Origin of the sequence: Pseudomonas sp. MWU12-2345 (genome assembly GCF_023242385.1) — a bacterium.
Lineage (GTDB): Bacteria > Pseudomonadota > Gammaproteobacteria > Pseudomonadales > Pseudomonadaceae > Aquipseudomonas > Aquipseudomonas gingeri_D.
In genome coordinates this window covers 33,911-46,546 of sequence record NZ_JALLJA010000008.1, presented here as the reverse complement: position 1 = coordinate 46,546, position 12,636 = coordinate 33,911, and the positions used below count along the sequence as shown (strand labels likewise).

Below are 12,636 nucleotides of genomic sequence, written 5' to 3'. Positions count from 1 at the left end.
TACTGTGTTTATCTGTTCACGAAGCGCCTGTCTAGCGAGGCAACCGTCCTATCTGTGTAGATTGAAGGAACCGAATAAAGAATTTGGTACAGATTTCAAAAAAAACCACCATACAGATGACCATCTGATTAGTTGTACGGTGAAAAAAACAACGGTCTGGATCTTAGTTTTTCGGTAAAAACGGTAAAAAATATCACGTCATGGATATTGACCACTCTCTAACAAAACACCAACAAGCCAATAAATAATGGCGAATTTATCACTGTCTATAAGCACTCAAATACTTTAAACAAATCAAGTTATGAGCCCGCTAGCGTCGCTTTCAACCACCGTTCTTTTGAAAACGCCCACTCAATGGATGAGCTCGCCGTGAACAAAACAGCTGAATTCGACAACCGCCAGGATAATAAAGCCTCACAACTGAAAGCACGAAATGCGTCGAGAATGGCTGAAATAAGCACTCCACATTTCGACGGCGCTTATGAAAAAAGCCTGATGGGCGTGTCTTGCAGAGTTTTCGAGAACCTACGCATCGAGATTGCCACCCGCGCAAGGGAGGTGATCGATTACACCCGATACGGCTACCTCAGCCTGGACAGTCATCCCAAAGTGCTCGCGATAGCGGTCGCCAACTTTGCCTCGGTCCTTCAGACATACAGGTGCTGAGCATGAATATCGCCAACTGGCTGGACCAAGCCGGCCTTCGCTACCCGAAGCATCCGGCCTTGTTCGAGGGCCGGCAGCAAGTCGCCAACTATGGCGACTTTGTCGCTCTGGTCCGGCACCGAGCTGCGTATCTGATCGACGAGCACGGCATTGCCCCCGGCGACCGTGTCGCGCTGTCCATGAAGAACTGTTGCGAATACCTCGAACTGCTCTACGCCATCTGGTGGGCCGGTGCCGTGGCGGTGCCGATCAACTGCAAGCTGCACCCAGTCGAAGTCGGCTGGATCGTGCGCAACTCGCAGTCTCGGCTGATTTTCACCGATGGCGGCCAGGTGTTCGCGCCCGGAGCCCTGCCCCAGGAGTGTCGAGAGCTGGATCGAGAGGACATGGGAGCACTCACATCAATCACTTCGCCACCGGACACGCCTTGTCCGCGTCAGGCCAATGACGTGGCCTGGTTATTCTACACCTGCAGCCCCACTGATCACTCCCAGGGGGTGATGCTGAGCCACGGTGACATGACGGCCATGTCGCAAGACTGTACGCCCGATGTCGATCCGATCGACGCCATGGTGTATGCCGCGACAATGTCTCACTGCGCCGGACTCTACAGCCTGATCCATGTGCGTCGGGGCGCTCGCCATGTCGTCCCGGAGTCTCGCGACTTCAAGGCCGACGAGCTGTTCGAACTGGCGAGCAGGTTCGGCAATATCACGTTGTTCGTGGCTCCCGCCATGTTCACAGACATGGTCGAACAGGCCCGCCGCCAAGGCTACGACGGCAAGGGAATCAAGACAATCATCTATGGCGACGCGCCCATCTACCCGATAGATCTGCGCAACGTACTGCTCAGGAACAACTACGGCGAGCTCCTCAAGACGGAGCTGAGCCTGTGGTTGAAGGTGAGCGCCAATGACGCAAGTGTTCCCTGAAGAACGTTTTCGCAGATAGCCGAACCTTCGGCGGGATCGACCCTACAGCAGTTCATCCAACTGGGGCTGGTACAGATCGTCATTGCCACATGGAGGGAGGACTTACGTGAACATAACGACCGTTATAACAAGGGCCATACTTCTCGTTCAGGAAACTTGAACGCTCACTGACACACAATGTCGGGCCGCCTACTCACTCATGTTCGCTTGCACCTGCACGCAGGATCAAAAGCAAGTTAAACAGTGTACAAAAACCCCCACACAGACCCGACATTACGCTGATAAAGCCGACAAAGTAGTGGTGTTAACCTCTGATCAGCTTCGGGACTTTCCCGCAGCCGGCCCCTCTGAATGGTCAAATAATTCAGAGACTACAAATGACTACCTGCGCCTCTCGTTCCGACTCACGCAGGCTTTCCCAGTATTCCGGAGGTCACGATGTCTATCGGTGCAATCTCAGCTTCGATTTCAACCCCCACCACCGCCACCACCCAGGCCGCGACAACCGCTGCGAACCAGGCCGCTACGCAATCCGCGACCACCAGCACCACCGCCAGCACCGCGGCAACCCATAAGCACCATCACCGCCACGCCGCACAAAGCAGCACCAGCAGCGACAGCGAAAGCACAACCGCTTCGGCCAAACCGTCTGTAAGCGGCAGCGGGCAGAGCATCGGCGAGACCATCAGCGTCACCGCCTAAGCGCTGCTCAAGCCCGTCAAAACAACAAACCCCGCTTCGGCGGGGTTTGTCGTTATACAGCGCAATCCGAGTCATCACGCCAGTGGCCATGAGCCACGAGCCCCTATTGTTGCATCGGAACCGGTTGTGGCTGGTAGTAGTAGCCCGGCGGCGGAGGGGGTGGCGGTGCCTGGTAGTAAACCGGCTGCGGCTGCTGGACGTACACCGGCTGCGGCTGGACGTAGACCGGCTGTTGAACGTAAACCGGTGGCTGGGAGTTGGCGACGACCGTCCCCACTACCGCGGCGCCGACCACACCACCCAGTAAGGCCGCCCCCAAACCATACCCACCACGGGCCTCAGCCTGTCCCGCGACGGCGAGCACGCCCAGGAGCACGACGGCTATTTTTGCTCTTGAGAGCGGAGTCATCATGGTAAATCCTCTTTTCTACATCAAACCGGCTATTTTAATAAATGCTCCGGGACTACTGATCAGACCGTTTTTCCTGGGGAATACGTCACGCGCCAAAGTAAAGACTTGGTAAATCCTGTATCCCATTTGTTACCTTCAACTTTCCCCCGCCGCCCGACAGTTCCAAAAATGCAGAAACACCCTCATAAATGGATTGAACTCACCGATCCAACGCCAACTTCCAGCCATTTTTTGTGTATATAAAACGATACATGATATAAAAAACAGCGTGACATATTAAATGCAGCACGGCGATAGCAGTATGCCTGCACCCTCGCACCCGCCATTTTGACCACGCCTCGACGGCGCAAGGGTGTCAGCCGGGTCCTGCCTTTTGGCCGCGCAAACAAACAGGTCCCGTTTTCAGGTGGGACCTGCATCACTCAGAACATCACGGTGACCAACGAGCACTTAACGGGGCGCCGGAACCGGTTGTGGCGCGTAGTAGTAGCCCGGAGGCGGTGCCTGGTAGTAGACCGGCGGCGGTTGCTGGATATACACAGGCTGCGGCTGGACGTAAACCGGCTGTTGAACGTAAACCGGTTGGGAGTTGGCGACAACCGAGCCCACTACGAGCCCGCCGACCACCGCACCCAACAGGGCCGGACCGCCCCAACCCCAGCCGTAACCGTGGCCGTAGCCATAGTGGCCGTAACCGTACCCACCCCGGGCATCAGCCTGCCCTGCAATGGCGAGTACGCCAACAAGCAAGACAGCTACTTTCATTTTTGAGAGTCGACTAATCATGATAAGTCCTCTGCATTTGCACCGAACCGGATTTAATAATATCCCCGGGCATACCTTTCAGACAGTTCTTTTTGATGAATTCGCAACGCGCCAAAGTAAAGACTAGGTAAAGTTTGTACCCCGTTCGTCACTTAACATCGAAACCGAATTAAACACCTGCTTTGGGCAGTTCCATGAATACGAAAATAAGCCCGCAAATGAATGGCTTCCGCCCTCCCCGTCTCAACTTTTGACACGTTTATATGTATATAAAACCATACCCGGCGGCGACGACTTCGATGCGCTGACGGCGGAACGCTATGGCTGGCTCAATCGTGCGTTACCGGATGTCGAGCTGGATGGTTTCGTCGACCGGCTTGCCAGACGAATCGCCTCGTTCGACGGTCAGGCCCGGGCGAACGCGCCGCCGGACTGGGCCTTGAGTTCGAGCTGCGCATGGGTCACCACCTAGGGTGGTTGTAGTGCCTTCTCTGATATGAAATTCTCTCAAGCATCACCTTTTTTGAACTCACCTCAATGTCGCGCTCCCAACGTCTCCTGGCCTTGATCCAGATTTTACGGTGCCACCGCTTTCCGGTGGCCGGTGCAGTGCTGGCCCAGGAGCTTGGCATCACCTTGCGCAGCCTCTACAGGGACATCGGGACCTTGAAGGAACAAGGCGCAAATATCGAGGGGGTAGCCGGACTGGGGTTTGTGCTGCACCCCGGCTTTCTACTTCCGCCACTGATGTTTTCAGAGGAGGAGATAGAGGCCCTCGTCCTGGGTTCGCGCTGGGTAGTCGAGCGTGCAGATGAACGCCTGGGTCGGGCAGCCCGTAATGCCCTGGATAAAATTTCGGCGGTCCTTCCATCGGGCCTGAGGGACGAACTGGACGCCTCTGCGCTACTCATCGGGCCCAGCACCTCGCCGTTGCCGGTAGACATTGTGCAGCCGCTGATTCGCCAGGCGATCAGGGCAGAACTGAAAGTGGACATCGTCTACCAGGACTTGAAAGGCGAACAGTCCTGCCGAATCATCTGGCCGTTTGCTCTGGGTTATTTTGATGAAGCCCGCGTACTGGTGGCCTGGTGCGAACTGCGTGAGGGCTTTCGGCATTTCCGCAGTGACCGGATAACCGAATTCAAGGTGGCCCAGGAGCGATATCCGCGCCGACGCCAGGCACTGCTGAAGGCTTGGCGTCTACAGGAAGGAATCAGGCCCCAATAGGCGATGACTGCTGACAAAAATGGGTAGGGGCCTGCGTAGGATAGAAAGCGCCAGCCAGCACTGTGCTGATAGCACCACTTCCATCCCAGGCCAGGAGCCCTTCAATGATCAAGCCCAATTTTTTCATCTTGTATGTCGACAGCCCGGAAGCCAGCGCCCGCTTCTACGCCGATTTGTTCGGTAGCGCGGCGATAGAGGCTTCGGCCACGTTTGCGATGTTCGCCTTGGGCTCCGGGGTCATGTTGGGTCTTTGGTCGAAGCACACGGTGGAACCACGGGTCGCCGACATCGGGGTTGCAGGAGAAGTGGCGTTCTCCGTCGCGGAAAAATCGCTGGTTGAGTCAACCTATCAAGCGTGGCTCGCCAAGGGGCTGAGCATTCTCCAGACACCGGTAGAGATGGATTTCGGCTATACCTTTGTCGCCCTTGATCCGGACGGTCATCGACTGCGTGTGTTCGCTTCGTCGGACGCCTAGTGGCGGGCCAGGCGAGCACCTACCCAGGTCGGCAATCCCACTCACCCGCAGTGTCGGCGGGCGAGTGGGGCCAACTCCCGCGCTCCGCCTTGTCAGTCGTCTTCTTCAAGCAGCAACAGCGCACTCAGCGTCTGGCGCTTCCTGATCAGACGATGCTCGCTACCCGTCACCAACACCTCCGCCGCCTGGGTACGGCTGTTGTAGTTGGAAGACATGGAGGCGCCGTACCGTCAGCCTGATCAAACCTTTGCACCGCCCGGCTTCCAGGCTGGTCAGCCTGTTTGAGGAAGCCTTGCGGGAAGAGGCTGCGGCAATTGAAGCCCGATTGGCGGCGATCAGTGCTCATTCAAGGGTGAACTTGTAGACTCCAGGCATTGATGCTCTTACCAAGTACAAGGACGTATGAACCTGCTCGACGATATGCTGACCGAAGTGATTGTTCGCGCCATCTGCTTTCCCGTCGGCTGGCCCGTCGTGAAGTTGCTGACGCGAGGTAAATACCCAGCCAAGGGCTCATGGTTCGCCGATACACCGCAAGCTCAATGGACTACTGCTGTGGGACTTGCGGCCCTGGTTATCGCCATGATGGCGGCACTGAAACAGTTTGCATTGCCATAACAATGCCTCCCATGGTGCAAACTCGCGAAGCTTCAGAGCAGCTTTGCCGACACTTTCACTGCAACCAGTCCCACAACCCAGGCGACAACGGTCAACTTGATCAGGGTCAGATAACCTTCCCCGGTGAAAATTCTCAAACTGATGAAGTAAACCAGCGCACTGAGCAATATCCAGAGCAGACTCGTCTGCTGACGAGCCTCTGGCAGCAATAGATTCAGTCCTTCGCCCAGGCTCGTGACAATCAGGGCTTGAACGAAACCAAGGGAGATATTCATGAGGTGCGCGGCCAACCACAACGTAGCGGCAGTCACAGCGATTGATAGAAGTGCACCGATGAGCATAGGGCCTATTCCTTTAGACACCTGAGTGGCAGCCAGAATATTCTGGCTACGTCTTAGGTAAGTGTGATCCATGGACATTGATTTATCAGAGCCGACACCATCAGCATGGCGTGTAGCCATCAGTGGCGATCATCGGCGCGAAACCTTAACTGCTTTTCAACGCAAACTCCATGGGATAAACAGACTATCAATTGAGGAGGCCTGCTCAGGCTCACCATGTAGCCATGTAGCCGTCGCTCAACCCCTGAGTCGCTTTAAAACTTACGACATATTGCTTCACGCCCCCCAGACACTGAAAAAACCCATCATAAACGGTGAGGTAGTAACCATGGCTCAAACCACATCGGCCTGAGCCCTTGGTGCGGCGCAAAAATCAGAGATGGAAAGCCTGCCGGCCAACCAGCAACCATTTGCCATGCTGCTTCTGCCAGACCTGGAAGTTCTCGATCTCAGTGGGAATCAACTCGCTGCCCTTGATCGCCTGTCCCGAAAAGTGATGGCGGACGAACGCCACGTCACCTGACAGGGTGATGGTCTGGTTCTGCATCTCCAGCGTCTTGAACGCGCTTTTCCCTGTTTCGATATCGCCGATAAAGTCCTTCTTGCCCTGTACCTTCCCACTGGAATGCCCGTAGGTCAGGTTCTCGGAGGTCAGGGCTTTCAACTCAGGGATATCCCTGGTCAACATGGCCTGGGTCAGGTGATCCACTGCGGCGGCAACCTCCTTCTCTCCCGTCGAAGGGGCTGCGGCTACGTAGCCACTGAAGAGGCACAGGAAACCAATAAGCAGCTTGATTCTTGTCATGGGGTATTTCCTTGTTGTTATGGGCACGTGGGCGGTTTTCGCTACCGACGATATCGTCAGTCATCGTACAACACAACGGGCTTTTGCCGGGCAGACCGACGGACGAAGTGCTTGATGAATCCACCACTCCGGCCTAGCTTCGTGACACGTGCCGTTGAACGCCTGGCCGTACCGCCAACCTACGCAAAAGGATTAACCCATGCCTTTAGTCAGAATCGATGTGGCCGCCGACACCGCGCCTGAAACCATTGCCACCATCAGCGATGTGGTTTACCAGGCCATGGTCCATACCGCCAATGTGCCTGAACACGACAAGTTTCAGATCATCAACCGCCATGCCAGGGATGAGTTGGTCTATCCCGCTGACGGCTACCTCGGTATTACCTATACACCGAACATCGTGTTTATCCAGGTCACCTGGAATGCCGGACGAACGGTTGCGGTCAAGAAGGCGTTCTACAGGGCGATCGCCGAGGGGATTCATACCCGGACCGGGCTGCGTAAAGAGGACGTGTGGATCAACCTGATCGATGTAAAACGCGAGGACTGGTCGTTCGGCAACGGCGAGATGCAATACGCGCCAACGGAATGAGATGACATTTTAAATATTGGGGTGGCGCGCTCAATACGACGCCCCATTGACGGCTACACTACAAGGCAAGGCCGCCTATCATTCGTTCAGTTGATAGTAACCATCAAGGAATGCAAGTTCAGTTTTTCTGTCAAAGGAGGAGGATAGCGTCATGCCGAACCGACTTCAGAAGGAAAACGCGCGATGAGAATTTCTACCTTGCTGGCTCTTGTCGCCGTATTGACCGGCGGCTTCGTCGCTACCGTCCCAGCCTACGCGGCGGACGATCAATCCTGCCATTTCCTGCCGGTGGCCGACAGTGCCGCCAGCCTCAAGCACGCCCAATCGGTGGGGGTGCTTTACAGTGAAAACACAGTCAGCACCCTCCAGTACCTTGAGCGCTACCATAGCGTTGCGCTGAGCGGTGCGAAGAATGCGGCACTGGACCCGCGTATCAGCGACGCCTTCGTCAACAGCTCAGATCCGAAGCTGGCCATCGACTGGCTCATGGGCTCGCTGCAGAAACAGTTCAGCTCGGTGACCGTCTACGACAACCTCGACGCGCTGGTAAAGGCCCGTCCTGACGTGGTGGTGATGCTCGACACCTACAGCCGTCTGGTGACCAAACGCAACAGCCAGTTCGAAGCGCGTTTCGTCGCCACGTTCTACGACTCGAACCTGCAGTACATCGGCAAGGCCGAAGGCTTCGGTGGCAAGGAACTGCCTTCGGTCTGGGTCCATGGCAAGGCCGCGCCGGAGATTGCCGCGCAAATCAACCAGCAACGCGATTTGCAGGTCAACGCCCTGAAGCAATTCGATGCCTCGCTCAAAGCCTTGGTGACCACCGGTGAAACCGATCGGGTCGCCACCAACTGATTCCATACATCGCCAGGGGAAGCCACGCTTCCCCTGCTCTTTTCTACTCGCCAGCAATCAATATCCCGCCACTATTGGCGTCAATACAAGTGCCTTCGAACACGACACGATTAAACATTAAGATTCGCATTTAAGAACATAAGCAATATGCAGACGAAACAAATTTTCAATCGCCCTGATTATTTAAATAGCCTGTGTATCCCCTTCAACTTTTGAGTATGCTTTATCCCTTGAACTCGTCTATTTCAAGGCGAACGCCAATGATTGCCAATGACCTCAGAACCCACACCTGGTTAGTCGACTAGCCTGGTGCGCCGCGGGCTGAGAGTCATTTGCAAATAAGGGAAGAAGTTTCTAATGAACGATGAACAGTTCTCCGACGAACACGAGGACGAACGCTACAGTCCTGCCGAACGTGCGGCAGCGGCGTCCCGTTGTACCTGGGTCAGTGTCGGGGTCAACCTGGCGTTGTCCTGCATTCAGATCATCGTCGGTATCCTGTCGAAATCCCAAGGCCTGATCGCCGACGGTATTCATTCCCTGTCGGATTTGATTGCCGACTTTGTGGTGTTGTTCGCCGGCCATAAAAGCAAGCAGGACGCCGACGAAGGCCATCCCTATGGACACCTGCGCTTTGAAACCGCCGCCTCGATGATCCTCGGCCTGCTGCTGCTGGCCGTGGGCATCGGCATGATCGGTTCGGCCGTGCTCAAGCTGCAAACCCCGGAATCCATCCAGAAAGTACACATCACCGCGCTATGGGTGGCGGGCGCCGCGCTGGTGACCAAGGAACTGCTGTTTCGCTACATGCTCGCCGTGGCGAAGAAGGTGAAGTCGAGCCTGTTGATTGCCAATGCCTGGCATGCACGCTCGGATGCGGCCTCGTCACTGGTGGTCGGTGTCGGGATTGTCGGCAACCTGGCGGGCTACCCGATTCTTGATCCGATTGCCGCACTGGTGGTCGGCGGCATGATTGCCAGGATGGGCTGGTCGTTCGGCTGGAATGCCTTGAACGACCTGATGGACAGCGCCGCCGATGAAGAAGAGGTGGCGTCCATCCGCACTACGCTCCTGGAAACCCCCGGCATCAAGGGCGTGCACGATGTACGCACACGCAAGATGGGCGACATGCTCGCGGTCGATGCACATATCGAAGTCGAGGCTTCTATTTCCGTTGAAGAAGGGCATGCGATTGCCGTGGCCGCGCGTGAAAATGTCATGCTGCGCCATCGGGTCCTGAACCTGATGACGCACATTGACCCCTGGCATCGGCCGGACCTGGACCATCTCGACCCGTCCAGATCCGGAGCCTGAAACCAGGGCTCTTCCACGGGCCTTTTAACGGCTGTTCTTCAGACTCCTGCGCGCCGCATGCCGCTCCAGCGCCAGTTCGATCAAGCGGCTCACCAGCTCGCTATAGCTCATCCCTGCCGCCTGCCAGAGCTTGGGGTACATGCTGATGCGGGTAAAGCCGGGCAACGAGTTGACCTCGTTGATCAGCACTTCGCCGCCAGTGGTAAGAAACACATCGACCCGCGCCAACCCGGCGCAGCCCAGCACCTGGAACGCCTCGATGGCCTGTGCGCGAATGCGCTCGCTGTCCTCTTCGCTGATCGCCGCCGGCACCACCACTTCGGCGGCCTGCTCATCAATGTATTTACTGTCGTAGGAGTAGAAGCCGCTGCGCACGACGATCTCGCCGCAACCGCTGGCAATCGGTTGGTCGTTGCCGAGGATCGCGCATTCGATCTCCCGCCCGCTGACCGCCGATTCGATCAAGACCTTTTCGTCAAAGCTCAGCGCCAGGGCCAAGGCGGCCTGATATTCCTCGGCGGTCTCCACCTTGCTCACGCCCACCGACGAGCCCTGGTTCGCCGGTTTGATGAACAGCGGCAGGCCCAGCTTCGCCTGTGCGGCCTCGAAGCCAAGCCGCGCGGCGGTGGCCCGGTTCACGCTGATAAAGGGGGTCACCGCCAGCCCGGCATCGCGCAACAGGCGCTTGCTCACGTCCTTGTCCATGCACACCGCCGAGCCGAGCACGTCGGAGCCGACAAAGGGCAGGTCGGTCATGCGCAGCAAGCCTTGCAGGCAACCGTCTTCGCCGAGGGTGCCGTGGACGATGGGGAAGATCACATCGACCTGCTCCAGCAGCGCCTGGCTGCTGGTGTCCACCAACTGCTGGCTGGACTTGCCGGGCACCACGGCCAGTTCGCGATTGGATTGGTTCAAGGCGATAAGCGCCGGGTTTTCGGCGTTGATCAGGTAGTTGGAGCTGTCGTTGAGGTGCCAGTGGCCCTGCTTGTCGATACCGATCAGGATCGGCTCGAAACGCTCGCGGTCCAGTGCATCGACCACATTACGCGCCGATTGCAGCGACACCTCATGCTCCGCCCCCAGCCCACCGAAAATAATCCCGACTCGCAACTTGCCCATCTTCCGACCTCGTGTCCAAATCTGTGTTTCAGGGAGATTCCCTTTGTGCGCAGACTATTCGCAAGGCGGGGATTTGGCACCCCCCTGATGGGTAATTTCTTGAACACGGCCCCTTGCAGGAGCCGGCTTGCCGGCTCCTGCAAGACTTATTGTTCGTCGCGCCAGTTCACATTCACTGTCTGGCTGGCCTCGCCATTCAGGACAACACTCTGCCGGTTCTCGCGACCATTACGATGGCTGACAACCTCGTACTTGCCTGCGGGCAACTTCACGTACAGCATCGGCCCGACCTGGGTCAGCGACAGTACCGACTCCCCGCCAGCCTTGTTGATCGTGATGTCCGCATCGGGCACATACTCGCCCTTGGGGCCCACAGTCGCAACAATGTGCAGGTTGTAACCACGGGTTTGCTGTAATGCCTGGCTCTCATCCTGGCCGATGCCTCCCACCAGGTAAGACACGCCGTTCTGGGTTTGAGGCGATAACTGCACCGCCTCCTGATTGATCGGTTCACTCTCACCTGCCGCCCGAACCGTCGGCGACACGCCCAACAGCACAAGGCCCGGCAAGGTACAGAGCAAAAGAGCACGAATGGAGATCATGACGAATACTCCCTGGCTCCGATGGAGCCCGAGTCTCATCCTTCAGGCGGGGCTAGCGCCTGATTTCATTCGACAGGCAGCGGCGGATCCCTGGATGGCGAGCGAGCTGCGCGGATGAGCGGGGGTTGGTTTCACTTCGCAGCGAATGCTGCCTTTAAGTCTAGTACCCGCCGACCAACGACTTAGATCAATTTCAAACCGGGTCGAGATCGGATAGGACTAGCTGTTTCCAGTCGTCCTTATGAAAACGCCCGATGGCTGGCATCGGGCGTGGGTCAGGCAGGGCAGCGGCTCAAGCGGCGTTCAGCACACTCAGGTCCAGGCGCCCTTCGCGCAACGGCGGGCACCAGTAATAGCCGCCGGTAATCGGCCGGCTGAAGCGATACAAGCCGTCGACGATGCCATCGTCCAGGCCGCTCATGCGCCGCAGTTGCGCCTCGAACGCCTCTAAGGAATGGCCGAACGCCAGGAACATCAGGCCCGCACCCTGCTCGTTAGCCCAGGGCATCGAACGACGCACCACGAAGGCCTCCGGGGCAAAGCTCTCCTGGGCGGTACGTTTGACGTGGGCGGACTCCGGTGCGTCGTCCAGCTCTTCATTGTCGCTCTTGCGCCGCCCCATGATGTTGTCCTGCTCATGGGCGGGCAGCGCGGCGAAACCATCCAGGTCATGCTGCCACTGCTGGATCGCGGCAAAGCTGCCACCGTCCGCGGCGATCCCCGCCGCCACCGCGGCCTCGTCCACCGGGTTCTCGGTGCCGTCTTCATAACCGGTCAGGTCGTGGCCGCTCTTGTGGCGGAAGGCCTCGGTCATCTGCACCAACTTCAGGGCCGGCGCCAGCGCCTGCTCCAGCGCACGACTGCGCAGCAGCAAATCGCCACGATCTTCACCCTGTAACCAGCACCACAGGGCATGCTGGGTCGACGGATTATCCACCCCTACGCCGGTGATAACGGGAAAGGCCCGCAACCCTTGGACATGACCACCCAGCGCCTGCACCAACGACTCGCCAAAACCGACCACGGTATGCTTTACGTCCACCAGCCGGGTGAGATTGTCGAGTGCGGCCGGCAATGCTTCGGCGGATTCAAGGGCGAAAAACAGGTGGCGTGCCTGCAAGGGCACAGGCTTGGCAAGGATGCCGGGCTGGTAGTGACTCATGGGAGCTCCTTTGGCAAAGCACGGAGTTTACCTTTGTTGCGCTCGCTA

The 12,636-nt window shown here is 57.4% G+C and carries 16 protein-coding genes and 3 pseudogenes; 11 read left to right on the top strand and 8 right to left on the bottom strand.

Annotated elements, in window-relative coordinates:
• Nucleotides 1-354: 354 nt before the first annotated feature.
• The 3 genes and pseudogenes from M5C71_RS17095 (at nucleotide 355) to M5C71_RS17085 (ending at nucleotide 2,300) form a co-directional block, all read left to right on the top strand.
• The gene (locus M5C71_RS17095) at nucleotides 355-666 is read left to right on the top strand and encodes a hypothetical protein (protein WP_248768344.1); all 312 of its coding nucleotides are present in this window, start codon (nucleotides 355-357) and stop codon (nucleotides 664-666) included.
• Nucleotides 667-668: 2 nt separating this feature from the next.
• A pseudogene (locus M5C71_RS17090) lies at nucleotides 669-1,505 on the top strand (AMP-binding protein); the annotation flags it as partial.
• A gap of 531 nt (nucleotides 1,506-2,036) precedes the next feature.
• Nucleotides 2,037-2,300, top strand: coding sequence for a hypothetical protein (locus M5C71_RS17085; protein ID WP_248768343.1), 264 nt, complete (start codon nucleotides 2,037-2,039; stop codon nucleotides 2,298-2,300).
• Between the two features lie 103 nt (nucleotides 2,301-2,403).
• Here the strand turns inward: M5C71_RS17085 and M5C71_RS17080 are convergent, their stop codons facing one another.
• Both M5C71_RS17080 and M5C71_RS17075 read right to left on the bottom strand, forming a co-directional pair.
• The gene (locus M5C71_RS17080) at nucleotides 2,404-2,709 is read right to left on the bottom strand and encodes a hypothetical protein (protein WP_247263316.1); all 306 of its coding nucleotides are present in this window, start codon (nucleotides 2,707-2,709) and stop codon (nucleotides 2,404-2,406) included.
• Nucleotides 2,710-3,162: 453 nt separating this feature from the next.
• Nucleotides 3,163-3,498 (bottom strand): hypothetical protein, encoded by a 336-nt coding sequence (locus M5C71_RS17075; RefSeq protein WP_103497530.1) that lies wholly within the window; start codon nucleotides 3,496-3,498, stop codon nucleotides 3,163-3,165.
• A 229-nt stretch (nucleotides 3,499-3,727) separates the two neighbouring features.
• On the opposite strand from M5C71_RS17075, the gene M5C71_RS33755 reads away from it, so the two are divergent.
• From M5C71_RS33755 to M5C71_RS17060, 3 genes are all read left to right on the top strand, one after another.
• A complete protein-coding gene (locus M5C71_RS33755) occupies nucleotides 3,728-3,949 on the top strand; it encodes a hypothetical protein (protein WP_349294015.1) in 222 nt (73 codons plus the stop codon).
• Between the two features lie 92 nt (nucleotides 3,950-4,041).
• Nucleotides 4,042-4,704, top strand: a complete 663-nt coding sequence (locus M5C71_RS17065; protein WP_306110044.1) for a YafY family protein — start codon at nucleotides 4,042-4,044, stop codon at nucleotides 4,702-4,704.
• Nucleotides 4,705-4,808: 104 nt separating this feature from the next.
• Entirely contained in the window at nucleotides 4,809-5,180 is a 372-nt protein-coding gene (locus M5C71_RS17060; protein WP_103497532.1) for a VOC family protein, read from the top strand.
• Nucleotides 5,181-5,272: 92 nt separating this feature from the next.
• Here M5C71_RS17060 and M5C71_RS17055 read toward each other — a convergent pair.
• A pseudogene (locus tag M5C71_RS17055) lies at nucleotides 5,273-5,407 on the bottom strand (diaminopimelate decarboxylase); the annotation flags it as partial.
• Here M5C71_RS17055 and M5C71_RS33750 point away from each other — a divergent pair.
• Together M5C71_RS33750 and M5C71_RS17050 are read left to right on the top strand one after the other, a co-directional pair.
• Nucleotides 5,407-5,544, top strand: a pseudogene (locus M5C71_RS33750) (LysR family transcriptional regulator); the annotation flags it as partial. The pseudogenes M5C71_RS17055 and M5C71_RS33750 sit on opposite strands and share 1 nt — an antisense overlap.
• Before the next feature lie 38 nt (nucleotides 5,545-5,582).
• A complete protein-coding gene (locus tag M5C71_RS17050) occupies nucleotides 5,583-5,798 on the top strand; it encodes a hypothetical protein (protein WP_248768342.1) in 216 nt (71 codons plus the stop codon).
• A 32-nt stretch (nucleotides 5,799-5,830) separates the two neighbouring features.
• On the opposite strand, the gene M5C71_RS17045 is transcribed toward M5C71_RS17050, so the two are convergent.
• The gene (locus tag M5C71_RS17045) at nucleotides 5,831-6,139 is read right to left on the bottom strand and encodes a hypothetical protein (protein WP_248768341.1); all 309 of its coding nucleotides are present in this window, start codon (nucleotides 6,137-6,139) and stop codon (nucleotides 5,831-5,833) included.
• A gap of 373 nt (nucleotides 6,140-6,512) precedes the next feature.
• Nucleotides 6,513-6,944, bottom strand: a complete 432-nt coding sequence (locus tag M5C71_RS17040; RefSeq protein WP_103497536.1) for a nuclear transport factor 2 family protein — start codon at nucleotides 6,942-6,944, stop codon at nucleotides 6,513-6,515.
• Between the two features lie 199 nt (nucleotides 6,945-7,143).
• Between M5C71_RS17040 and M5C71_RS17035 the strand changes: the two genes are divergently transcribed.
• The 3 genes from M5C71_RS17035 to M5C71_RS17025 all read left to right on the top strand — a co-directional run bounded on the left by M5C71_RS17035 (nucleotide 7,144) and on the right by M5C71_RS17025 (nucleotide 9,705).
• Entirely contained in the window at nucleotides 7,144-7,536 is a 393-nt protein-coding gene (locus M5C71_RS17035; RefSeq protein ID WP_248768340.1) for a tautomerase family protein, read from the top strand.
• Nucleotides 7,537-7,719: 183 nt separating this feature from the next.
• Nucleotides 7,720-8,391, top strand: coding sequence for an ATPase (locus M5C71_RS17030; protein ID WP_103497538.1), 672 nt, complete (start codon nucleotides 7,720-7,722; stop codon nucleotides 8,389-8,391).
• A 357-nt stretch (nucleotides 8,392-8,748) separates the two neighbouring features.
• Nucleotides 8,749-9,705, top strand: a complete 957-nt coding sequence (locus tag M5C71_RS17025) for a cation diffusion facilitator family transporter (protein WP_103497539.1) — start codon at nucleotides 8,749-8,751, stop codon at nucleotides 9,703-9,705.
• Between the two features lie 24 nt (nucleotides 9,706-9,729).
• Here the strand turns inward: M5C71_RS17025 and ddlA are convergent, their stop codons facing one another.
• From ddlA to M5C71_RS17010, 3 genes are all read right to left on the bottom strand, one after another.
• Complete coding sequence (ddlA, locus tag M5C71_RS17020) at nucleotides 9,730-10,824, bottom strand: D-alanine--D-alanine ligase (protein WP_248768339.1); 1,095 nt, start codon at nucleotides 10,822-10,824, stop codon at nucleotides 9,730-9,732.
• Nucleotides 10,825-10,970: 146 nt separating this feature from the next.
• Complete coding sequence (locus M5C71_RS17015; RefSeq protein ID WP_103497541.1) at nucleotides 10,971-11,426, bottom strand: hypothetical protein; 456 nt, start codon at nucleotides 11,424-11,426, stop codon at nucleotides 10,971-10,973.
• 292 nt (nucleotides 11,427-11,718) lie between these two features.
• Nucleotides 11,719-12,588, bottom strand: coding sequence for a Dyp-type peroxidase (locus M5C71_RS17010; RefSeq protein WP_248768338.1), 870 nt, complete (start codon nucleotides 12,586-12,588; stop codon nucleotides 11,719-11,721).
• Nucleotides 12,589-12,636 lie beyond the last annotated feature (48 nt).

Excerpts from the sequence above, each read along its gene's own strand:
- M5C71_RS17025 (WP_103497539.1), top strand. The coding sequence starts at position 8,749 with ATGAACGATGAACAGTTCTCCGACGAACACGAGGACGAACGCTACAGT.
- M5C71_RS17030 (WP_103497538.1), top strand. The coding sequence starts at position 7,720 with ATGAGAATTTCTACCTTGCTGGCTCTTGTCGCCGTATTGACCGGCGGC.
- M5C71_RS17080 (WP_247263316.1), bottom strand. The coding sequence starts at position 2,709 with ATGACTCCGCTCTCAAGAGCAAAAATAGCCGTCGTGCTCCTGGGCGTG.
- M5C71_RS17045 (WP_248768341.1), bottom strand. The coding sequence starts at position 6,139 with ATGCTCATCGGTGCACTTCTATCAATCGCTGTGACTGCCGCTACGTTG.
- M5C71_RS17050 (WP_248768342.1), top strand. The coding sequence starts at position 5,583 with ATGAACCTGCTCGACGATATGCTGACCGAAGTGATTGTTCGCGCCATC.
- M5C71_RS17015 (WP_103497541.1), bottom strand. The coding sequence starts at position 11,426 with ATGATCTCCATTCGTGCTCTTTTGCTCTGTACCTTGCCGGGCCTTGTG.
- M5C71_RS17060 (WP_103497532.1), top strand. The coding sequence starts at position 4,809 with ATGATCAAGCCCAATTTTTTCATCTTGTATGTCGACAGCCCGGAAGCC.
- M5C71_RS17010 (WP_248768338.1), bottom strand. The coding sequence starts at position 12,588 with ATGAGTCACTACCAGCCCGGCATCCTTGCCAAGCCTGTGCCCTTGCAG.
- M5C71_RS17035 (WP_248768340.1), top strand. The coding sequence starts at position 7,144 with ATGCCTTTAGTCAGAATCGATGTGGCCGCCGACACCGCGCCTGAAACC.
- M5C71_RS17075 (WP_103497530.1), bottom strand. The coding sequence starts at position 3,498 with ATGATTAGTCGACTCTCAAAAATGAAAGTAGCTGTCTTGCTTGTTGGC.
- M5C71_RS17095 (WP_248768344.1), top strand. The coding sequence starts at position 355 with ATGGATGAGCTCGCCGTGAACAAAACAGCTGAATTCGACAACCGCCAG.
- M5C71_RS17085 (WP_248768343.1), top strand. The coding sequence starts at position 2,037 with ATGTCTATCGGTGCAATCTCAGCTTCGATTTCAACCCCCACCACCGCC.
- M5C71_RS17040 (WP_103497536.1), bottom strand. The coding sequence starts at position 6,944 with ATGACAAGAATCAAGCTGCTTATTGGTTTCCTGTGCCTCTTCAGTGGC.
- ddlA (WP_248768339.1), bottom strand. The coding sequence starts at position 10,824 with ATGGGCAAGTTGCGAGTCGGGATTATTTTCGGTGGGCTGGGGGCGGAG.